Source organism: Treponema sp. OMZ 305 (genome assembly GCF_024181325.1).
Lineage (GTDB): Bacteria > Spirochaetota > Spirochaetia > Treponematales > Treponemataceae > Treponema.
Map to the genome: position 1 here is coordinate 1,811,952 of NZ_CP051300.1, position 20,873 is coordinate 1,832,824.

16 protein-coding genes are annotated in these 20,873 nt (G+C 48.9%); 13 read left to right on the plus strand and 3 right to left on the minus strand.

The annotated features are described in order from the left end of the window. Complete coding sequence (locus ABK01_RS07955; RefSeq protein ID WP_253675251.1) at nucleotides 1–1,671, plus strand: diphosphate--fructose-6-phosphate 1-phosphotransferase; 1,671 nt, start codon at nucleotides 1–3, stop codon at nucleotides 1,669–1,671. Further along, nucleotides 1,671–3,260 carry a bifunctional folylpolyglutamate synthase/dihydrofolate synthase gene (locus ABK01_RS07960; RefSeq protein ID WP_253675252.1) on the plus strand — a complete coding sequence of 530 codons (1,590 nt, stop codon included), beginning with the start codon at nucleotides 1,671–1,673 and terminating at the stop codon, nucleotides 3,258–3,260. The genes ABK01_RS07955 and ABK01_RS07960 overlap by 1 nt, the downstream gene beginning before the upstream one ends. Here ABK01_RS07960 and ABK01_RS07965 read toward each other — a convergent pair. Further along, a complete protein-coding gene (locus ABK01_RS07965) occupies nucleotides 3,178–4,248 on the minus strand; it encodes a pseudouridine synthase (RefSeq protein WP_253675253.1) in 1,071 nt (356 codons plus the stop codon). The genes ABK01_RS07960 and ABK01_RS07965 overlap by 83 nt on opposite strands. A gap of 189 nt (nucleotides 4,249–4,437) precedes the next feature. Here ABK01_RS07965 and ABK01_RS07970 point away from each other — a divergent pair, with 189 nt between their 5' ends. The 4 genes from ABK01_RS07970 to yihA all read left to right on the plus strand — a co-directional run bounded on the left by ABK01_RS07970 (nucleotide 4,438) and on the right by yihA (nucleotide 8,859). After that, nucleotides 4,438–5,190: a HEAT repeat domain-containing protein gene (locus ABK01_RS07970; RefSeq protein WP_253675254.1), complete on the plus strand. Its 753-nt coding sequence runs from the start codon at nucleotides 4,438–4,440 to the stop codon at nucleotides 5,188–5,190. Between the two features lie 228 nt (nucleotides 5,191–5,418). Further along, nucleotides 5,419–6,522 carry an MraY family glycosyltransferase gene (locus ABK01_RS07975; RefSeq protein WP_253675255.1) on the plus strand — a complete coding sequence of 368 codons (1,104 nt, stop codon included), beginning with the start codon at nucleotides 5,419–5,421 and terminating at the stop codon, nucleotides 6,520–6,522. Nucleotides 6,523–6,645: 123 nt separating this feature from the next. After that, nucleotides 6,646–8,220 (plus strand): glucose-6-phosphate isomerase, encoded by a 1,575-nt coding sequence (locus tag ABK01_RS07980; RefSeq protein ID WP_371922005.1) that lies wholly within the window; start codon nucleotides 6,646–6,648, stop codon nucleotides 8,218–8,220. A 24-nt stretch (nucleotides 8,221–8,244) separates the two neighbouring features. Further along, nucleotides 8,245–8,859, plus strand: coding sequence for a ribosome biogenesis GTP-binding protein YihA/YsxC (gene yihA, locus ABK01_RS07985; RefSeq protein ID WP_253675256.1), 615 nt, complete (start codon nucleotides 8,245–8,247; stop codon nucleotides 8,857–8,859). A gap of 328 nt (nucleotides 8,860–9,187) precedes the next feature. Here the strand turns inward: yihA and ABK01_RS07990 are convergent, their stop codons facing one another. Further along, nucleotides 9,188–9,451: a Txe/YoeB family addiction module toxin gene (locus ABK01_RS07990; RefSeq protein WP_253675257.1), complete on the minus strand. Its 264-nt coding sequence runs from the start codon at nucleotides 9,449–9,451 to the stop codon at nucleotides 9,188–9,190. Nucleotides 9,452–9,528: 77 nt separating this feature from the next. On the opposite strand from ABK01_RS07990, the gene ABK01_RS07995 reads away from it, so the two are divergent. The 7 genes from ABK01_RS07995 to ABK01_RS08025 all read left to right on the plus strand — a co-directional run bounded on the left by ABK01_RS07995 (nucleotide 9,529) and on the right by ABK01_RS08025 (nucleotide 16,987). Next, nucleotides 9,529–10,596 carry a tetratricopeptide repeat protein gene (locus ABK01_RS07995; RefSeq protein WP_253675258.1) on the plus strand — a complete coding sequence of 356 codons (1,068 nt, stop codon included), beginning with the start codon at nucleotides 9,529–9,531 and terminating at the stop codon, nucleotides 10,594–10,596. Between the two features lie 2 nt (nucleotides 10,597–10,598). Continuing rightward, on the plus strand, nucleotides 10,599–11,912 hold the full coding sequence (locus ABK01_RS08000) for a LysM peptidoglycan-binding domain-containing protein (protein WP_212564664.1): 1,314 nt from the start codon (nucleotides 10,599–10,601) through the stop codon (nucleotides 11,910–11,912). Nucleotides 11,913–11,925: 13 nt separating this feature from the next. Beyond that, complete coding sequence (locus ABK01_RS08005; RefSeq protein WP_253675259.1) at nucleotides 11,926–13,236, plus strand: OmpA family protein; 1,311 nt, start codon at nucleotides 11,926–11,928, stop codon at nucleotides 13,234–13,236. 72 nt (nucleotides 13,237–13,308) lie between these two features. Next, nucleotides 13,309–13,722, plus strand: coding sequence for a tetratricopeptide repeat protein (locus ABK01_RS08010; RefSeq protein WP_212564662.1), 414 nt, complete (start codon nucleotides 13,309–13,311; stop codon nucleotides 13,720–13,722). 33 nt (nucleotides 13,723–13,755) lie between these two features. Then, nucleotides 13,756–14,913, plus strand: a complete 1,158-nt coding sequence (locus tag ABK01_RS08015; protein WP_212564661.1) for an exo-beta-N-acetylmuramidase NamZ family protein — start codon at nucleotides 13,756–13,758, stop codon at nucleotides 14,911–14,913. Between the two features lie 12 nt (nucleotides 14,914–14,925). Next, nucleotides 14,926–16,491: a glycoside hydrolase family 3 protein gene (locus ABK01_RS08020; protein ID WP_212564660.1), complete on the plus strand. Its 1,566-nt coding sequence runs from the start codon at nucleotides 14,926–14,928 to the stop codon at nucleotides 16,489–16,491. 16 nt (nucleotides 16,492–16,507) lie between these two features. Beyond that, nucleotides 16,508–16,987 (plus strand): GNAT family N-acetyltransferase, encoded by a 480-nt coding sequence (locus ABK01_RS08025; protein WP_253675260.1) that lies wholly within the window; start codon nucleotides 16,508–16,510, stop codon nucleotides 16,985–16,987. Between the two features lie 22 nt (nucleotides 16,988–17,009). Here the strand turns inward: ABK01_RS08025 and ABK01_RS08030 are convergent, their stop codons facing one another. Then, the gene (locus tag ABK01_RS08030; RefSeq protein WP_253675261.1) at nucleotides 17,010–20,816 is read right to left on the minus strand and encodes a DEAD/DEAH box helicase; all 3,807 of its coding nucleotides are present in this window, start codon (nucleotides 20,814–20,816) and stop codon (nucleotides 17,010–17,012) included. Nucleotides 20,817–20,873: the final 57 nt, after the last annotated feature.

Genomic DNA, 20,873 nt, shown 5'->3' on the forward strand with positions numbered 1-20,873 from the left:
ATGACCGTATCTCAGTTACACAAAGCGCGGTATACATATACGCCGCGTTTCCCCGCTATTCTCGAGGAACCGATTGAATCGATTGCAATGCAAAAAGGACAAGCGACAACATCCATGGCACATGCAGAGGAGATAAAACCGCTGTTTCCGCACACGTATGGCAAGCCGGTTATTCATTTTGTCAAAGGAACAGCGCACATCGACAAAAAACCGCTCCGGGTCGGAACAATTTTATCGGGTGGACAAGCGCCGGGTGGACATAACGTCATAGCAGGCTTATACGACGGTCTAAAAAAGGCAAACCCCGGCTCCAAGTTATTCGGTTTTTTAGGTGGGCCGGAAGGATTGATTATCGGAAACGCTATCGAAATATCCGGAGAGATTGTCGATCGATACCGGAACACAGGCGGCTTTGATATGATCGGTTCGGGGCGTGCAAAAATCGAAACACCCGAGCAAGTTGCCGGAGTGATAGCAACGGTAAAGCGGATGGAGCTTGATGCAGTGGTTATCATCGGCGGCGATGATTCAAACACAAATGCAGCCATATTATCAGAATATTTTTTGCAACACGGCATTGCAACGCAGATTATCGGCGTTCCTAAAACCATCGATGGCGACTTAAAGTACGATATGCTGGAAACTTCTTTCGGGTTTGACACGGCAACCAAGATATATTCCGATCTTATCGGCAACATCGCCCGCGACGCAAATTCGGCAAAGAAATACTGGCACTTTATCAAACTGATGGGTCGATTTGCCAGCCACATCGCTCTGGAATGTGCGCTCCGTACCCAGCCGAATATCTGCCTGATTTCCGAAGAAGTTGCCGAAAAAAAAATGACCCTCAAACAGATCACCGATATAATCGCCGATGCAGTGGTAAAGCGTGCAAACCGTAAGGAGAACTTCGGTGTCGTGCTTATTCCCGAAGGAGTTATCGAATTTATCCCCGAGATGAAGCAGCTCATCAAAGAACTCAACGCAGCGATGGCGCAATACCCCGATGCATTTAACACACTTGAAACTTTTAAACAACAAAAAGCGTGGGTAGAGCAACACATTAATCCCGAATCAGCCGCCTTGTTTGCCTCGATGCCGGAGGACATTGCCGCGGAATTTTTAACGGATCGAGACCCGCACGGCAATCTGCAAGTGTCGCGGATAGAAACAGAGCACCTGCTGATCGGCTTAGTAAAAAACCGGCTTGCCGAGTTGAAAAAAGAAGGAACCTATACAGGGAAGTTCAGTGCACAGGCTCATTTCTTTGGATATGAAGGGCGGGCGGAATTCCCTTCAAACTTTGATGCGGATTATTGCTATGCCCTTGGCAGAACAATCTTTTTGCTGATTGCGAACGGACTGACCGGCTATATAGCATCGGTATACAACCTCACAGCGCCGCCCATCGAATGGAAACCCTGTGGCATTCCGTTAACCAAACTGATGGATATGGAATTGCGCTCGGGAGAGAAGAAGCCGGTTATCAAAAAGACGGTTATCGATTTGAACGGTAAGCCGTTTAAAACCTTTGCGGCGCAGCGGGAACGGTGGGCGGTAGAAACTGCCTATATTTTCCCCGGTCCTATTCAATATTTCGGACCGTCTGAACTATGCGACATTCCCTCCAAAACCTTACTTTTGGAGCATGAAAAACGACAACAATCCTAATGAACGAAGCGTATGATACTAATTCAATACCCATAGCCCATCAAGAAAATCTGAACGATTTTTACCGATGGCTTGACGGTTTTATCAACTTTGAAAAACGGCCGCATAAAAAGACCTTTTCGCTCGAGGTTATCAGACACTATGCAGCGCTTTTTTCCAACCCGCAAACAGCGTATAAAACTGTACACATTGCCGGTTCAAAGGGAAAGGGTTCCGTTGCGGCGATGTTTTCAGCCTTGCTCACCGAAGCCGGTTATAGGACAGGCCTCTACACGTCTCCCCATGTAAACGACTTCCGCGAGCGGATAACGGAAAACGGCCGTTTTTTCAGTGATTCAGCCTATCATGAAGTGTTCCGTGCCATACGGCAAGGTACCGCGCCGCATATCGGACAAGAGAGCGAGCCGCAACCGAGCTGGTTTGAACTGGTAACGCTGACTGCCTTTGTGCTGTTCCGACAAGAGAAACTCGACTGGGCGGTGTTTGAAACCGGCATGGGGGGCAGGCTTGACGCTACCAATATCGTACAGCCGGAACTAACCGTGCTGACGCCGATCGAGCTTGAGCACTGCGAATATCTCGGCCATACCATACCGCTCATCGCGGCGGAAAAAGCGGGCATCATTAAAGCATGGTGTCCCGTTTTTTGCTCACTTCAGCAACCTTCCGCGCTTGAAGTATTCAAAGAACGGGCGGCGGCACTCAATGCTCCGTTTTTTTATCTACCCGATTTTATCGAAACGATTGAACACCGGCTCACACCGCATGGCCGCGAAGTTACCATCCGCTTTTCCGCCGCGCATCCGGTAGGGGCGCTCTTTAAGCGTCCGCTGCACACCATACTCCCGCTTTTTACGCCCGTACAGGCGGAGAACGCTGCCCTCGCCGCCGCCGCTTTTAAATACCGCTTTCCCGACGCACCGGAAGACTTAATCGAAAGCGGGCTTTCAAAGGCATGGCTCCCCGCGCGATTCCAGCTTTTAAGTACCAAGCCTTTAATTGTCCTCGATGGCGCACATACGCATAACAGCATACGGACTTGCGCAGACACGTTTTTTTCTCTCCTCAACAACGGATCCGGCGCTTCGATTCCCTATAACGACAGTACATCCGTACATTCCGGCCGCTCAGCAATTCATGCTGCCCCTTCAATCGCATACTCCGGTACCCTGCCCGTATCCGGCACTATACCCGCATACTCTGATACTCAGTCCATACCCGACGCACCACCGAAGACCAAGCCGATACTGGTGTTTGCCTGCGCCGCAGACAAACACCCCGCCGATTTTGCGCCGATTTTCGCCGATAAAATTTCTTATCTCTACTTAACCGTACCGGGGGCGTTTAAAAAGGGCAATTTAGAAAAAACCGTCGGCGCGTTTACAAAAGTTTTCGGGAACAAAACCAATAACGAGACCGATGTTGTAATGGAAGCGAGCGAAGATTTTAACGCGGTATTAAAGCGGGCATTTCAGCAAAGCTATGCCGAAAACCGGCCGCTGTTGATTACGGGTTCATTTTATCTGGCGGCGGAAGCGCAACGAGTATATTCCGCTGAGGGTTTTCAGGATCGGGAAACTCAAGGCTGACCGCATAGAGCTGCAAACTCACACCTGTGTTTTCAGCCTTGTGTGCAGCTTCCGCTCCCTGCGGCGCATACAGCGGGTCGCCTACAATCGGAAGCCCTGCTGCAGCCAGATGAGCGCGCACTTGGTGCCGATATCCGCGGGAAAGGCGGCAGCGCACGCGAATCAGGCGACGTTCTGCACCGGTTTGAGACGGGCAAGATTCACAGGCAATTTGAGCTACCGTATCGTTTCCACCGATCGAGGACGGCAGCATATCAACCGCTTCGATGACCGTCGTGTACAGCCGCCCGTCTTTCTTGTAATGCCGTGAAGCAGAAAAAACAGGAGCAACCCTTTTTGCGCCGGGGCCGAAATTCCTAAATTGACTTTCCAGCGTAAGCGGTAACTTTGCGGCTATCCGTTCCTGCGCAGCTATCTGCTCCTGTACAGCCATTCTCCTCTGTGCGACAGACAACTCTTTCAGCGCAGATAACTCCGTTACATCGAAACCATGCCCGTTATCTATTTCAGGGGATAAAGTCGGCTCTACGAACGCGCAATAAGTTTTGATCATCCGCCCCGCTTCCTGCCGGGCAGCAAGAAAATCATATACCGCCTGATCCTTTGCAAAAAGCACAAGACCCCGCGTATCCGTGTCGAGCCGGTGCAGCAGTCCTGCCTCGATCGCCTTTTTACCGCGTACCTGCACCTCGGCAAGCGGAACCTGCACATCGTTCTGCGCAGCATTAACGAGTGCATCGGTTTGGTTATCATCGGACGGGGCATTCCCCTTTGCCTTAGCGCGGTGCAAAAACCAATATACCAGCGTATTGCGTTCATCCGCCCAAAGCGGCGCAGTGGGAAGATGCGGCGGCTTATACACAATCGCCCAATGAGCGGTTTCCCGTACAATACAGGGGGCCGTTCGAGTATAATCGAACGCCGCCGTTACGGAACATATAGAACATATATCTGTAGAATTTTGCAGAGCTGACTCCTCGGCACACATATCAGGGCATCTCTAAAAACTATATCCTGCGGTTATGCACCTGTCAAGCAAAGCTTACACTACGATCAGGTCAAACGTATTTTGAAAAATCTAAAACTATCGACCTCTTGACACTTGCAAAAAAATAACTGACAATAAGCCGGTATTCCAGTAAATACCAACTTTGAACAAAGGAAGGGGGTCGTTACCATGCGGCACAAATTATTGATACTATCACTGGCTTTAGGACTGCTTACAGCTCCGTTTATCTGCGCACAAAATAAAGACGCTGCAAAGAAAAATGATAAGGGCAGTGAGCCCGACAGTATGATTACCGTCGAACAGGCATACCTCAATTCAATTGAAGGCGTTATGATTAAGGAAATGGTTGCCGCTGAAGGACGCGATTCGAAGAGTGTTGCCTTACAATACATTGAAGATGCATTAAATCAGGGGCGTCAATCGGAAGACATTCAGGTGGCTTTAAGTACGTTAGCAACCGAAGGTCTTTCAACCGTTGTAAGAGAAGATGGCAGAGTCGTAAATAACTATCCGGATATAAGACGCCGCGCATGTGAGTTGCTTGGGCAAATGGGAACCGATAAAGCTAAGGATACATTGGTCACTGTCATGTACACCGACAACGAACCATCCGTTATCACAGCCGCAGTAAAATCGCTCGGCGAAATCGGAAAAAATGACAATGATGAAGTATTCAATATGATTAACTGGATTGCTCGTAAATTCGATACGGTTAATCCGACGAGTTCTCTCGCACTTGAAATACTCAATACCTTTGAAAAGATGTCCGGCTCAATTATAAACAAAAAGGATATGTTTGAAACGGTAATGCGCATTGCAAATAACTATAGCTATGTAACGCCGGTAAGAACCAGAGCCTACGAAGTAATGCGCGGCATTTCAAATTCCAACTCCAATACGGATCAAAAAAAGAATAAATAATTCCTGTTGGGCTGTTTATTCAGCTGGAGGGTTTAATCCCCTGTTCTTTACACCGAACAAAGGAGATTAAACCCTGCTGCAAGCCACAAGCCGATTGAGCTTTTCCCGATACCTTGTATGTTCCTGCTTAATCGGCTATCATAGCAGCTACAGAGTTTTGCGTATCCAATGATTTGCAGCTTCTCTGAACACAGGTAAAAAGTTAATAATGTTCCTGTTGAGGTTTTAATGCAACTGACAAATATGCAGTTTATCCTTTTCACAATGCTAATACCCTGTACCATATCAGCCTTTTTTGTATATCTTGTGATTCTTTTTGCAAAACGACACAATTTATACGATGACGTCGGCGGTAGAAAAATACACACAGGGAAAATTCCGCGACTAGGCGGTGTCGGTTTCTTTTCTGCCTTTGCATTGAGCGTCTTTATCGTCTACTTCAAATTTCCAAGCAATATCGTTATAACCCGCCAATTCACGGCCATTATCGTCGGGGGCTGCTTAATTTTCTTCATGGGGCTTTGGGATGACTTAAAAAATTGGCGGGCTATCTATAAACTTATTGTTCAATTAATTGCCGCCGGTATCGTCGCGTATGCCGGCTTCCGCTTTACCCGCATCAGTTTTGGCCCTATCGGCCTTTTCATCCCCTTCGGTATTTTTGCTTATCCGATAACGATACTCTGGATTGCAGGGGTTACTAATGCCGTAAACTTGATGGACGGCATCGACGGACAGGTAGGTTGTTTGAGCGTTTCATTGCTGATCAGCTATATTATCCTATTTTTCAAAGACTCATCTCCCCATTTTTCTATGATTTATACCTGCATCATATTGGCCGCTGCGATTATAGGTTTTTTATTTTTTAATCTTTCCCGTCCTAAAGCGAAGATATTTATGGGCGATGCGGGGTCTCAATTCCTCGGCTTTGTGCTTGCAATACTCCCGCTGGTACCCAGAAACGACGGATATGAAACTGCAGCACTCCCTTTTGCAATTATTTTTATGATGCTGCCTATTTTCGATATGATCGCTGCAATTTGGCGACGGATACGGGATAAAAAACCGATACGGGAAGGTGATAGGCTGCACCTTCATCATAAGCTGATGCTTATCGGTTATTCGCCGCGAGGGGCATTGGTTACTGTGATGATTTTACAGATCATTATAGATATATTCGTAACGCTTGCGGTTATTTCACAAGGACTTATGGCGCTGGTAACGCTCATCGGACTTTCACTGGTGGGGATATTATTCTTTACGCTCATTCATTTTGAAAAAGAAAAGCACCTTGCCCATGACGGTACATCGATACCGAAGAATACGCAGTAAATTTCTTCCTACTATATCGCTGAAAATCAATCTTCCGTGCACCGGCGTTTTATTGAGGCATCTCTACAAGCTGTAGTTTTTAGAGATTACCACCTGTAGGAAACGGCTATAAAGGAGACGATTATGTGGAAAAACTTAGATGCATGTTCCCTGTTTCGCGATTTGCAGGAAGCAGCAATACCGAACATCACGCAATTGATGAAAGGAGACAGCGGCGCATACCGAATCGAACAATATTCCATACCGATGGCGGCCGGTATGCACTACAATTATGCTGCAAAACAAGTGGACGAAACGATCCTCACCATGCTTGGCGTGCTTGCGAACGAACAGCAAGTAAAGTTGAAGTATGAGATGCTCCTTTCAGGCGAAGAAGTCAACACCGGAGAACACCGGAAAGTCCTGCATCATCTTACGCGCGGACAGCTTGGCGGCGATGTTATCTATAATGGTAAAAATATGCGAACCTTTTATCTTGAGCAGCAGGAAAAGGTGCGTGAGTTTTCAGAAGCGGTCAGGAACGGTTCCATCACCGCTCCATCCGGCAAGCCCTTCACCGATGTCGTGCAGATCGGTATCGGCGGTTCAGACCTTGGGCCGCGCGCGTTGTACCTTGCGCTTAAAGCATGGGGAGAGCGGCATAATAAGCTCAAGCTTCGCGCTCACTTTATATCGAATGTAGACCCTGACGATGCGGCGGCGGTACTTTCCGCTTTAGACTTGTCAACGACGCTGTTTATCTTGGTTTCAAAGAGCGGCACCACGCTCGAAACGCTTACCAACGAACGCTTCGTCGGGCAATTTTTGCAGGAGGCGGGACTAAACCCTGCAAAGCAAATGGTTGCCGTAACAAGCGAAAGCAGTCCGCTTGCCAATAATCCATCCTACCTTGCATCCTTCTATATGGATGACTTTATCGGCGGGCGGTACTCTTCCACCTCTGCATGCGGAGGTGCGGTGCTTTCGCTGGCATTCGGGGCGGATACCTTTGACGCCCTCCTTGCCGGAGCCGCCGCTGCGGATAAGCAAGCCCTCGAACCGAGCCATACCGGAAATGCCGCGCTTATGGATGCGCTCATCGGTGTCTATGAACGGAATATTCTCGGCTACGGCAGCACCGCCATTCTGCCCTACAGCCAAGCGCTTTCCCGCTTTCCAGCTCATCTGCAGCAGCTGGATATGGAATCCAACGGAAAATCGGTGAACCGCTTCGGCAAACCGGTTCACTATAAAACAGGACCGGTTATCTTTGGGGAACCGGGCACCAACGGGCAGCACTCGTTCTATCAGCTGCTGCACCAAGGCACCGATATCGTGCCGCTCCAGTTTATCGGGTTTGAAGAAAGTCAATACGGGAAAGACATTACCGTGGAAGGCTCTACCAGCCAGCAAAAGCTGCTTGCCAATGTTGTCGCGCAGATTACCGCCTTTGCATGCGGCAAACAGGATGATAATGCGAATAAGAGCTTTGCCGGAGGGCGCCCGTCGAGTCTTATCCACGGAAAGGCGCTTACGCCGGAAGCGCTCGGCGCACTGCTTGCTCATTACGAAAACAAGGTTATGTTCCAAGGCTTTATCTGGAATGTCAACAGCTTCGATCAAGAAGGTGTCCAGCTCGGTAAGGTGCTTGCGAAAAAAGTCTTATCGCATGATATGCCGCCCCAACTCGCCGCTTATGCCCGCCTCTTCGGACTATAGGCTGAGGGAATTAGTACAATCGGTATGCTCAAGATCGTATCCGCCGAGTTCATCAAAGGGGCTATCAACAGCAAGCAATTCCCGCAGATAGGCGTTCCCGAGTTTGCTTTTTTCGGACGCTCCAATGCGGGAAAGTCTTCGCTCATCAATATGCTTCTTAATCGAAAAAACCTCGTAAAAACAGGCTCAAAGCCGGGCATGACCCGTGAAATCAATTTTTTTGCGGTGAATGCCCCGGCAGGAAAGCCGCCGAATGCGGAATCATTTTGCATTGCCGACTTACCCGGCTACGGCTTTGCGCAAGTATCCCAAGCGGAGCGAAAGCGGATTGACACGATGCTCTACGATTACTGCACGACCCGCTCCACGCTTAAAACAGTATTTCTATTGATGGATATCCGGCGGGAACCTGCTGAAATAGAACTGCAAACCTTGCAGTTTTTCAGGGAATACAACATACCCGCTGTCTTGACGGTAACCAAAGCCGATAAGCTCAGTAAAAATGAACAGGCAAAGCAGATCCTTGCCCTTGCATCTTTCTTTGAATGCAGCAAGGATGAAATAATCGTAACCTCTGCTGCAAAAAAAACGGGCAGAGAAAAGCTCTTACAGCATCTCTCCGCCTGTCTTCTTGTGTAAGATTCAATGCATATTCTTTTTGCTTCAGATACACATATTTTGTATCCATGTTGGTTTCTTCAATATAATCGTCAAAAAAAGATACTATCAAGGAATCATCGACCGATAATTCACTTAAGCGCTCCATTATTTCCAATTTTAACTTTCATTATCATCCCCCAAAAAAGGAAAAATTATATGTAGTGAGCTTTGCCGTCAGCTTAATTCGCGTGTTGAACGGCGCTGTGCGCCGGACGACAGACGGATATTCCACCGTCCGTTCAACATTGTTTTAAACCGCAAACGGCTTGGCCGTTTGTCGGCTTTGGAAACTATGTTAGGTTTTCTTCTATTTATCATCATAATGATTTTTGCATTGAATAATTTTTATAAGTCCATCCTCTATTTTATGCACAAGCCTATTTTTCTCATCTATTGTCCTTGACCAATATCCGCTTAAATTTTCTTTTAATGGCTCATGATGTCCTATCCCATCATTACCGTTTCGTTCAATATCAGCAAGAAGTTTATTAATTTTCTTCAGCGTCTTTTTGTCTTGCATTATCCAATATGTATAATCCAACCAAGCATCATCTGAAAAATCTTTATGCATTTTATGCCTGAACAAGTTCGCGTATTGAATGCTGTGCTTGCGCTGCAGTCTTGCCAATATACAATGGCTGTGATAGTATGCCCACCGTGATACGGTTTAAAAAGTACCTGCTTAGCTGGTTCGCATTTTGTGTCGGCGCTTTATGCTGTTCCTGCTCTCACGATCGGTTCGGTTATCTCTATACCGGCTTACGTGAACACCGCAAAGAACAAAAAACGTTGGTCGCTTTATTAGAAAAAGAGCAGGATGCTCAAATACGGTTCGCCCTTATCGACAAAATTACTTCTCATTTGCAAGCTGAGCATAAAATAAAATCACTGGCAGTGTTCCTGCAGTCCGTTATTGACGCGGAACCGGACAATCCCTATAATGCCTACTTTCTTTTACGGCTCGCGGCAGCGTATCGGGAAGCCCAAGAGGACGCTATTGCCGCGTATTATTTTGAATATGCCGTTCAAAATTATTCCGATATGACGGTGAACGGACAGTCAATCCACTTACTCTGCCTAAAAAATCTGATAGAGCTTGCAGGAACCGGCAGAAAATCGATTGTTTATTATTCTCGGCTTTTAACCGATTTTTATAATGAGTTCGATCCTGCGCAAGCATATTTTATGCTCGCGCAGGCTTATGAAAAACAAGGGGAATGGCAGCTTGCAATCCAAGCTTATACGCAATTTTTAGATCTGCACCGGTTTGATGTTATTATTCCGGGTATTCCCGACACTTACGGCTATGCACGTAAGATTGTCGACTACAGCGCTTCGACAAAAAGCTGGACGTTCAATACGCTTGATGATCTTGTAAAGACTATTAAAACGGCGATTCGTGCAAGGGACTATGCGACATTGGAACGATGCCGCTCAAAGGTTAACTTCTTTGCAATGTCGTGGAAGCAGGAGTTATCCGATACGCAACAACAGCCCGATACGAATCTAAAGGATTTTATGTACGGCAGCGCGATCAGTATTGCCTCCGAGCTGGATCCATCCTCCACTCCTTACGAAGCTTATTTAAGGACTTCCGGTTGGAACCAATATGTCCGTACATGGTACCTCTACTTTAGGAAAATAAACTTCCCTGCCGATCCGGCAATCCACGGCCGCTGGGAGTGGGCAGGTATCTACTATGGAGAAAAAGTTTAAGGATGCATTTAACCGGTAAAAAACTACATATAAAACACTTCTGCGTCGGCATCATAGCGGGGACATTGTGTATTCTCCCTATCTATGCGAATATCCAACCAAAGCCGATAGGGGCGGACACAGAGACGTATATAAATAAACCCCTTTTGCAGAGTTTTCAAAGCAACACGTTTTTACACAGTACCCTTGTTCCTCATGATCATCCGTTAATCGAAAAATTCCGTAAGCAGTATATGTGTGCCGACGGCTACAACTACCTTTCAAAAATCATGAAGCGTTCTGCTCCGTACCGCGATTTTATCATTGGGTTGCTCGAATCCGAAAATATGCCCGCAGAACTTTTGTTCCTGCCTGTCATCGAATCGGGTTTTTTTGAAACGGCAACTTCAAAATCGGGCGCCGTCGGAATTTGGCAATTTATGAGGAACAGTGTCGGCGGCTTTAACATCCATATCGACGATTGGGTTGATGAGCGGCGGGATCCATGGAAAACGAGTGTCGCTGCGGTCAAAAAGCTGAAGTGGAATTACAGTCAATTCAATGACTGGCCGCTTGCACTCGCTGCCTATAACAGCGGAGTGGGAACAATACGAGCAGCGATCAAAAAAGGAGGCAAGGCAGACTATTGGTACCTTGCAGAACACGGTTACTTAAAAAAAGAAACACTCTACTATGTGCCCAAATTCCTTGCCATTGCAGAAATACTTTCCCGCAGCGATGAGCTGAACATCGATTGGGGAAAGACAGAAGAGCATCAACCTACTTCCACAATTGAAATCAAACGGGCAATCGATGTGCGGCTACTTGCAGAGGAACTCGGCCTTGAATCCGAAGCGATTAGAAAACTCAACCCCTCGCTCCGTTACTTTATCACACCGCCGAGTATCAAATATCAGCTGCGTCTCCCTTCGGCTTATACCGAAGCGGCGCAAACGGTGCTCAGCCAATCGGATAAGTTGCTGATAAAATACTATCAGTACCGTGTAAAATCGGGCGACACGCTCTATGCGCTCGCAAAACACTATGGGGTCAGCGTTCAAAGTATCTTGAATTATAACACCGGCCTTAAACCGGAAACGCTGAAAATCGGAAAGACTATTTTGATTCCTGCATTAAAATCAGTCGGGGCGTATACGGGCAAGAGTGTTGCACAGGCGGGAAATTTTGACGGCACGCATACCATCCGGCAGGGCGATACCCTGTGGTCGCTCGCATTAAAATATTCGGTTTCAGTCGAACTTTTAGCTCAAAAGAATAATCTGACGGTAAACAGTGTCCTCAAGTTAGGGAATACCCTAAAAGTGCCGATACTGTAACGAGGACGTATCTATGAAACATTCATTTTCCCTTACCGTTTTCGTTTTATTTGCTTCAGTTTTCTGCTACGGCTATCCGTCGGGGATGGAATCCCAAACAGTACAAAACTGGGAAACAGCTCAAGTAGATTCAAAAATCACACTAGATTTAAATAAAAGCGGGTTGTACCTGCCGACCGATAGAAATGCGGCAATACGGCTTATCCAGCAGAACCGCTCTTCTCTCTTAAAGAATGCCTATCTTTCCATATTAGTGGATTCTTCCCACAGGGTCGGCAACTATCTGGCAGAAGAAAAAATTTCATTCACCGATATAAATACTGTTATTAACAACGGTAAAAGCACAGCGCCTATTCTCTCTCAAGAATTACAGACGGCTATTGTTTATCATCAAAATCCTTTACAGGAACTTGCCAATCTCTTTGTAAAACACAATGCGCCGTATAACCCTTCGTTTTTTCCCCTCGGTACAGCGAGTAAGGTATACACCGGCATTTTAATCGATGCCCGCGGTCAGCTGCCCGTACATGGCGAGTATTCCAGTGAGCAACTCAATCCTTGTCTGTTTCCGAAAATCTGGAATAAAAATATGAATCTGATTTACGAGAAAAACATCGTTAATCCCGCTCAGGCAAAAAAACAAGGCATTGTTTTGTATACCGGTACATTGGATGAAAGCGAGTACCGGGACAGGATCGGCACGGAACCTTTAAGAATTATTGCACGCGGCGTTTTCGGCGATAACCGAACTGATCCTATCATCAGCAACGAGGATGCGGAGCGAATTCTAGCCAAAAAAGAAAATATCGAGCTGCTGCGCCAAGGAAAGATTGTTATTGTGTGTGATAAAGACACGTTACAGGTTTCTCCGACATATCCGCTCGTCGATGAACAGTTCTATTTTATGTACCGTGATATAGAAAAATTCTTCCTCGACCGCGAACCGGAAAACATCGCCGTCAAAGCGCCTAAAAATATTATCAAAATTACCATGTATGATATCCGGTTTGTGGCGGATTCGCCTGAAATTCTTCCCGACGAAACAGGCCGTATTGATGTAATTGCAGAAGCGCTTAAAAAAGTCGGCCCGAATACGCACTTCTTAATCGAAGGTCATACGGCAGATCTTAACCGCCCTGAAGGTGAGCGTATTCTTTCCCTTCAACGAGCCGACAAAATTGCAGAAGAACTTGCAAAACGGGGCATCGAAGCAAATAGAATGCAAACTGCCGGATACGGAGCAACCCGTCCTATTGCACCAAGCGATACCGCCGAAAACAGGGCAAAAAACCGCCGCGTCGAAATTACCATCATGCGCGACTAACAATCGGGCATCTAAAAACTCATACTTTGGAGATTCCCAAAGCATTATTTATCAATACAAGGAGTGTGTAATATGAAGATAAAACATACTATATATTTATGCTGTGCGATTATGGCGCTCTGTCTTGCTTCGTGCATGACTGTCCCTAAAGAATCCGAAATACCGGAAGAGGCAAGCGCAGCGGATTTAACACAAAAAGCGCAAGAAGCCTTCGATTCCGGTAACTACCGCGCTGCACGTGTCTATTATGAAACTATACTGAAACGTTTTGCCGACGATGAAAGCGCTTGCATCGCCGCTCAATATGAAATTGCACACTTGCATATCAAACGGCATCAATGGAAGGATGCATATACCATACTCGAAAAGATCATTGCTCAATATGAAGGACCGATGGCGATGCATTTGCCGCCCGATTATTATAAACTTGCAAAAATCGACCATACCCGCGCTGCAGAAAAACTCGGCATTAAAACAAAGCAGTAGGATCCGCCGGTTTTTGCGCTGTGTTAATATTTTATGGTATTGAACGGAATAGACCGGATACATAATTTCGATTCTCTTTTTAAGGGGAGAAAGCTCGGCGTTATCACATCGCTGTCCGGTCTTTCTAAAGATTTTATCCCTTCGTGGAAAATACTTGCTGAACGGTATAGGGTACGCGCCCTCTTTGCACCGGAGCACGGGCTTTACGGCTGCGAAGATGCCGGCACGGTATGGGAAGGCGAGAACAAATCTGTTTCCGGTATTCCGCTCTACAGCCTCTATCGGCGAGACGGGCAAGATTTTAAACCCGACATGCTGGTCAATATCGATACCTTAGTGTACGACATTCAAGATGTCGGCGTCCGGTTTTATACCTACATCTCTACATTGATACTCGCAATACGGGCAGCATCGGCTCACGGTAAGGATTTTATCGTTCTCGACCGGCCTAATCCGCTCGGCGGCGTTAAAACGGAAGGTAACATCGTAAAAAAAGACTTTGAAAGTTTTGTCGGTATGTACCCGCTGTGTATCCGGTACGGTTTAACCGCCGCCGAACTTGCACGAATGGTACATACCGAGGAACAGCTGAGGTGCTCACTGCACATTGTGCCGATGGAACACTGGCGCCGCGATATGCTTTTTACCGAAACCGATCGCGTGTGGATACCGCCATCCCCCAACCTACCGCACTTTGACAATACGCTCGCCTATCCGGGTACCGCGCTGTTTGAAGGAACCGATGTATCGGAAGGCAGAGGTACGGCAAATCCGTTTACCCTTATCGGCGCTCCGTACATAGAGGGGGAAAAACTTGCCGATACGATGAATGCGGCAGGGTTACGCGGCGTACATTTTTTACCCGCCCGTTTTACCCCTTCCGCCTCCAAATATGTAGGCGCGCCATGCCGCGGCATACAGCTTTTTATCACCGACCACAAAGCCTTCGAGCCGGTTAAAACGGGCGTAACGCTCTTATTTGCCGTTAAAACCGCCTATCCCGATGATTTCCGATTTTTACCCCCTGCGGAAGCAACCGCCGCGGAGGGGAACATTTCAGCGTCGATAGACCGGCTCGGCGGAGACAACCTATTGCGGACAGCCTCTTCCTCAGCCGAAGTGTGCAGCATATTTGAAAAAGAAGCGGAAGCTTTTTACCGGCGTATCAGGCCGTTTTTTATCTACTCGTAGGAGAGAACAGCTATGAACAGCACAATATTAACCGAGTATATCGGACAGATGTTTGCCTGCGGTTTTCCGGGAACGGAAATGCCGGAAGACTTTATCGCATTGGTAAAAAAATATAAGGTCGGCAATGTCATCCTCTTTAAGCATAATATTACAAGCCTTGCACAACTGAAAAGGCTCTGCACGGACATACAAACCTTGATTACCGCTGAAACCGGACACCCTGCCTTTATCACAATTGACCAAGAAGGAGGAGCGGTTTCACGGCTTGCTGAAGACTACTATAACGTACCCGGCGCAATGGCGCTGGCGGCAACCGGCGATGAACTGAACGCCTACACCGCCGGTAAAATCACCGGGGAAATTCTCCATGCCCATGGCGTAAACTTTGACTTAAGCCCTGTGCTGGACGTCAATTCCAATCCGCATAATCCGGTTATCGGGGTACGCAGCTACGGAGATGACCCTACCCTTGTCGGCCGCTACGGGCTGCAGATGGTACGGGGACTCACCGCAGGCGGCGTACTCAGTGCGGCAAAGCATTTTCCCGGGCACGGCGATACATCGGTCGATTCGCACCTCACGTTACCGACCGTCCGTAAATCAAGAGCTGAACTGGAACAAACGGAAATAGCACCTTTTGCGCAGGTCATCAAAACGGGGCAGCTTCCCGCAGTTACCATCTCGCATATTCTCTTTCCCGCCATCGATGAACAATTCCCTGCGACCATCTCAAAAAAAATCGTAACCGGTTTATTAAAAGAAGAACTCGGATTTAACGGGTTGGTTATCAGCGACTGTATGGAAATGAAAGCGATGCAAACGTACTTCGGCACCGCGGAAAGCGCTGCGGCGGCAATCAACGCAGGTATCGAACTGATTTTTATCTCCCACACCATACCGACTGCCTGCGCCGCCATCGAAACGGTAACGCGCGCCTGTGCAGAAAAGCAGATTTCCTTCACGACCATCGAACAGGCAGCCGAAAAGATTATCGGCTTAAAAAAGCAATTCAAACCCGCACAGCCGCTGCCGGAAAAAACGATGGAAGAATATCGGAAAACCATTGCAAGTCTTCGGCGCAAAACGCTGACGGGCTATCATCTCCCCGAAAGCGGATTTCCTAACCTCGGGGATAAGCCGTTTTTTGCCGGTCCGCAGCCGTTCATTGTTACCAATGTGTCGAACGATGTCGATAATTCAATCAGCTTTGCACGCTCCATGCAAATCGCATTCGGCGGCACCGGTATTGATACGTCGATCGACCCTGACGAAGCGGAAATCGCGCGAATCGTTGCGCAGGCGGAATCGGCTACCGGTATCGCCGCAGCGAGCTACAATGGACACGTAAAACAGGGACAGCTCAAATTGATCCAAGCCCTTGCACGTCTGCATAAACCGATGATCGCCGTTGCCCTACGCAATCCCTACGACCTCGGCTGCCTGCCCGATACCGTCTGCGGCCTCGCTGCCTATGAATACAGCAACGCAGTGCTATCCTGTATCACCGAGATGCTCAAAACGAATGCCAAACCGGAAGGGCATTTCAGCGTTACTATCCCAAAGGTTGTGCTTGAATAAGTAAAAGGTAAAAACTATGGCTGATATGTTGGTAAACTTGCTCCGGCTGCCTCCGGCAGAAGAGCTTTACGCAGAATTGCAACGGAAATACGATGTGCATATCCGGCGCGCGATGACGCCTGATAAGTTCCGAATCGTTGAATGGGTAAAAGAATATTCGAGTTTAAGCGCAGCGGGCGAATGCGATACCTGCTTTTCCCGCATACCGGTGAGCTGCTTTATCGCTACCCGCGGGCAGAACATACTCGGATATGCGTGCTATAACGCAACGGCGCCCGACTTTTTCGGTCCCACAAAGGTATTGGAAGATGAACAGGGAAAAGGTATCGGCAAAGCGCTGCTGCTCGCATCGCTCCATGCCTTACGCAACGAAGGGTATGCCTATGCCATTATCGGAGGAGTAGGCCCCGAAGCCTTCTATCAAAAAACCGTCGGCGCCGTTTTAATTGACGGCTCTACGCCCGGTATTTACAAAGACTTTCTACCGAAACTCTAGGGCTTAGTCCCCTGCCTCAAAGTTACTCAAACAACTCGGCAAGTTCTGCGTTGCTCATCTTGCCGATCCACGATTCACCGCCGCTCAAGGTCATCTGTGAGATATGCCGTTTCTTTTGAATCATCTCGTCGATTTTTTCTTCAAAGGTACCGGCGCAGATAAAACGGGACACAAACACGGTGTTGTGCTGCCCTATTCGGAATGCGCGGTCGGTCGCCTGATCTTCTATCGCAGGGTTGTACCAGAGGTCAAAGTGGATAACGCGGGTCGCAGCGGTAAGGTTCAAGCCGGTGCCGCCTGCCTTGAGCGAAATAAGAAAGATACGCTGCGCCGGATCGGTTTGGAACGATTCGACTGCGGCCTTCCGTGCGCTAAGCGGCATCTGTCCGTGCAAGAGGAGCGGCTCATCTCCGAATTGCTCCTGTATCAGCTTCCGCAGCAAAAAGAGCGTTTGCGTGTATTGGCTGAAAATCAGTGTCTTTTCGCCGGCGTCCAATATTTCGCCGAGCAGCTGCATCAGCGCGGCGGTCTTGCCGGAAAGCGCCGTATCGGTTTGGAAGCTTTCGTCGTAGACATGGGGATGGTTGCACACCTGCTTTAAGGCGGTCAGCAGTTTCAGTACCAACGCATTCCGCTGAATTCCATCTTCCGTCTTCAACACGCTTTTCAGCTGCGTTTCAACAAGGCTTTCGTACAGCGCGATTTGCTCCGGTGTCAGGCGACAGTATTGCGGCGTAATCACTTTTTCGGGTAAGTCGGAAATAACGGCAGGGTCGGTTTTAAGGCGGCGGAGTAAAAACGGCGCGGTAATTTTTTGGAATGATTCCGCAGTATCCGCATCGCCGTGCAACTCGATGGGTATGCGCCATTTTTTACGGAAGGTTTCCGCAGAGCCGAGATAGCCCGGGATGATAAAATCGAACAAGGCGCGCATATCCTCAAGGCTGTTTTCAACCGGCGTACCGGTCATCGCGATGCGGGACTGTGCCTGCACAAGCCTGAGCGCTTGGGCGTTTTTGGTCTGTGTATTTTTAACCGCCTGCGCTTCATCGATAATCAGGCAGTCAAAGGTCTTTTCGGAAAGTTTTTTTACATCCCGCTGGAGGGTCTGGTATGTCGTAATATGGATGTCAGACTTTGCGGAAAACCGCCGCCCCTGCCCGTGCAAGATTGTACAACGAAGCGACGGAGCAAAGGTGTGCAGCTCATGTTCCCAGTTCGGCAAAAGACTTGCCGGAGCCGTGATAAGGATGCCGCTATGCTCAAAGCCCTGTTCTTTTAATTTGAGAATGAGGGCGATAACTTGCAGCGTTTTACCGAGTCCCATATCATCACCCAACAGACAGCCGAAACCGCTTTTAATGGTAGAATAGAGCCACTGAAACCCTTTTTCCTGATACGGCCGGAGCCTCGCCTGCAATGTGCGGGGCACTGCGGCGTTTGTTTCCTGAAAGAGCGAATAGGAAAACGGCGCGCCGTCCGCCATGACGGTATCTCCGGTCAGCGTCCCTTGAATGACCTCGTTGATGTCGGGTCTTTCGTGCTGCATGGTTTCGAGAAGGCGCGCCGTGTGTTCGGGATCGACAAGGATGTAGCGGTCGTTGAATTTCACCAAACCGCTGCTTTGCTTCATCAATGCGCGGAATTTCTTGGCGCTGATGACGGTATCGCCGAGCATAATACTGCGGTCATAGTCCATCAGGTTGTCAAGGCTGAGGTACGACTGTACGGCGCCGGCTCCCTTTTGTCGTTTCAGCTGGAACACCGCCCGCGGTTTCAGCGCCCGCTGCAGCGTCTTAGGCAGCACCACCTCTATCCCAAAACGGGAGAGGAGCGGCGCCGCCGTCCGTAAAAACACCGCCGTCTCTTCCTGCGTAAGCGGAACCGACTTTTGCCCGATCATCTCCGTTAATTTCGGCAGATATGCGGAAAGCGCAATCGCGAACTCCACCGTTTTGCTTTCCAGCTGTACGGAGTCGGCGATACGGGAAAACGGTACGAACCGGTTGTTCGTTTCTTCGCTGTGGCAAACCTCGGCGGAAATCTGAAAGTCGGTTTTTTTTGCTTCCTCTAAAATGAGCCGAAAACGGAGGCTGTTGCTGTCGTAGTAGAGCGCGGCAAGCCAGCGGCTAATCGATGCAGGCAGGCGGCGCATACCCGGCGCCTTCGTGTTGACAGTCGTGCCTCGGAAAAAGAGTAAGGCAATTTCCAGTTCTGCACGGCGGATACCGGCGGGCATAAAACCGGCAGTATGTACATATTCGGTGAGGAACGCCGTCAGTAGCAGTTCGGCGCAGTACCGCCTGCCCCAGCTCTTAACTTGCGGAAAAAATGCTTCGGTGATAAAGAGGGCGCAGCGGTCGATTGCTGCGGAAACAGCCTGCGCCGAAGTCAGCGGCTTCCAAAATATTGCCAGTCTCCGCGTTACCGGATCGAGAAACACCGCCGGCAGCAGTGCGGATTCGGCGATGAGCCGCTCTCCGAGTGTCAGTACCGTATATGCAGCCTTCATACCGTCAGGAGAATCCGTAAGGGGTGTAACGCCGCACAGGAGGTGAAGCGCTTGCACGAGTGTCAGCACCGCCTCCGTACCGTTCGGAAGCCGCACGCGGAGCTGCAACGCCGCTTCTTTCTGCAAGGGGAAAGCCGGAACACCTGCCGTTTTTTGCTTCGGCAGTTTTGCCGTATCGAGCCGAACCTGCGTATATAAAAGGCGGCTTGAACCGCACAGCGTTGCCGCCGCGGCACTTCCCGCACCGGATCTCATCAAAGCGGCAATCCGTTGCTCAAGTGTCAACTCGAATTCTTTGTTCTGCCGGACAATCAGTTTATGGTATAGCTCTTTAAAGGCTGCCACCAAGTCATCATCATAAAACGGTGTAAGCGGCGGAAGCAGCGCGGAAATCAGCGGTAAAAACGATTCTTCAAGCGGAAAGCGGGGAAGTTCCGCCGGTATGTCCTGTGCAGGCTCATCCGCACGGCGCAGGGATAACGGCACCGGATGTTCGTATTCGGGTTCTGACGGCACTGAAAGAGACGATGCTTTAGCCGCCGCGCCGGATTGCCTCGCTTTCCTTTGCGCTCCGGCAGTTGAGGCATTACCGGTTACCGGTGTTTCAAGCGCGGTATCGGATACTTGACCGGCTATTGTTCCACCGGCAGCAACCGTATCAGTATTTGGTATTTCAAATATCGCAGTACCTGCCGCCGGTGTAACATCCATTGCGGAATCCGCCGCCGTATTATCCGCCGGTGATGCGCCCTGCTCCGGTACGACGGTTAGAGCCGGTTCGGCGGACATATTCCCTGCGGCGGGCAGTATTTTTGCCCGCAGTTCGGCAAGATCGATTCCCGCAAGCTGAAAGAGGAGCCGCGGATCGTGGTCGATTTCTTTCGCGAGTATATACAGCACCGCAGCGATGTGTTTACACAGAGAGGCTGAGTCGGGACAGGAACAATCACTTTCGATAAGGCTCCAGCGGCGGGGAATAAACCGTATATCCTTTGCCTCAAAGAGCGTTACAAGGCGTTCCGTCATCGTACCGTTTCCCAACGCGATGAAGTCGGCGGGATGCTCCGTTAAGATTTTTTCCAATTTTTTTTGATTCGGCTCGGAAATACGGGGAAAGGTGAGCGAAATATAGTACCACGGGTCGTAATGCCCCGCGACACGGGCAGCAACTTTATTGCCGCTAATCACAAGGGAGTCTACCTTGCCGGTATTCGCATAACTTTTCCCCCGCGACACCCGCCCGTCGCCGTCATAATTTTCGAGCATCCGTAAAAACCATGCGCCCCACGGCGTTGTTCCGTACTTACTGCGTGCCATGAATTGATTCTATCGGATTTTTAGCGAAGATACCAGCTGCGGCTGCACGCAATCTAA

Excerpts from the sequence above, each read along its gene's own strand:
- ABK01_RS07955 (WP_253675251.1), top strand. The coding sequence starts at position 1 with ATGACCGTATCTCAGTTACACAAAGCGCGGTATACATATACGCCGCGT.
- ABK01_RS07960 (WP_253675252.1), top strand. The coding sequence starts at position 1,671 with ATGAACGAAGCGTATGATACTAATTCAATACCCATAGCCCATCAAGAA.
- ABK01_RS07965 (WP_253675253.1), bottom strand. The coding sequence starts at position 4,248 with ATGTGTGCCGAGGAGTCAGCTCTGCAAAATTCTACAGATATATGTTCT.
- ABK01_RS07970 (WP_253675254.1), top strand. The coding sequence starts at position 4,438 with ATGCGGCACAAATTATTGATACTATCACTGGCTTTAGGACTGCTTACA.
- ABK01_RS07975 (WP_253675255.1), top strand. The coding sequence starts at position 5,419 with ATGCAACTGACAAATATGCAGTTTATCCTTTTCACAATGCTAATACCC.
- ABK01_RS07980 (WP_371922005.1), top strand. The coding sequence starts at position 6,646 with ATGTGGAAAAACTTAGATGCATGTTCCCTGTTTCGCGATTTGCAGGAA.
- yihA (WP_253675256.1), top strand. The coding sequence starts at position 8,245 with ATGCTCAAGATCGTATCCGCCGAGTTCATCAAAGGGGCTATCAACAGC.
- ABK01_RS07990 (WP_253675257.1), bottom strand. The coding sequence starts at position 9,451 with ATGCATAAAGATTTTTCAGATGATGCTTGGTTGGATTATACATATTGG.
- ABK01_RS07995 (WP_253675258.1), top strand. The coding sequence starts at position 9,529 with ATGCCCACCGTGATACGGTTTAAAAAGTACCTGCTTAGCTGGTTCGCA.
- ABK01_RS08000 (WP_212564664.1), top strand. The coding sequence starts at position 10,599 with ATGCATTTAACCGGTAAAAAACTACATATAAAACACTTCTGCGTCGGC.
- ABK01_RS08005 (WP_253675259.1), top strand. The coding sequence starts at position 11,926 with ATGAAACATTCATTTTCCCTTACCGTTTTCGTTTTATTTGCTTCAGTT.
- ABK01_RS08010 (WP_212564662.1), top strand. The coding sequence starts at position 13,309 with ATGAAGATAAAACATACTATATATTTATGCTGTGCGATTATGGCGCTC.
- ABK01_RS08015 (WP_212564661.1), top strand. The coding sequence starts at position 13,756 with ATGGTATTGAACGGAATAGACCGGATACATAATTTCGATTCTCTTTTT.
- ABK01_RS08020 (WP_212564660.1), top strand. The coding sequence starts at position 14,926 with ATGAACAGCACAATATTAACCGAGTATATCGGACAGATGTTTGCCTGC.
- ABK01_RS08025 (WP_253675260.1), top strand. The coding sequence starts at position 16,508 with ATGGCTGATATGTTGGTAAACTTGCTCCGGCTGCCTCCGGCAGAAGAG.
- ABK01_RS08030 (WP_253675261.1), bottom strand. The coding sequence starts at position 20,816 with ATGGCACGCAGTAAGTACGGAACAACGCCGTGGGGCGCATGGTTTTTA.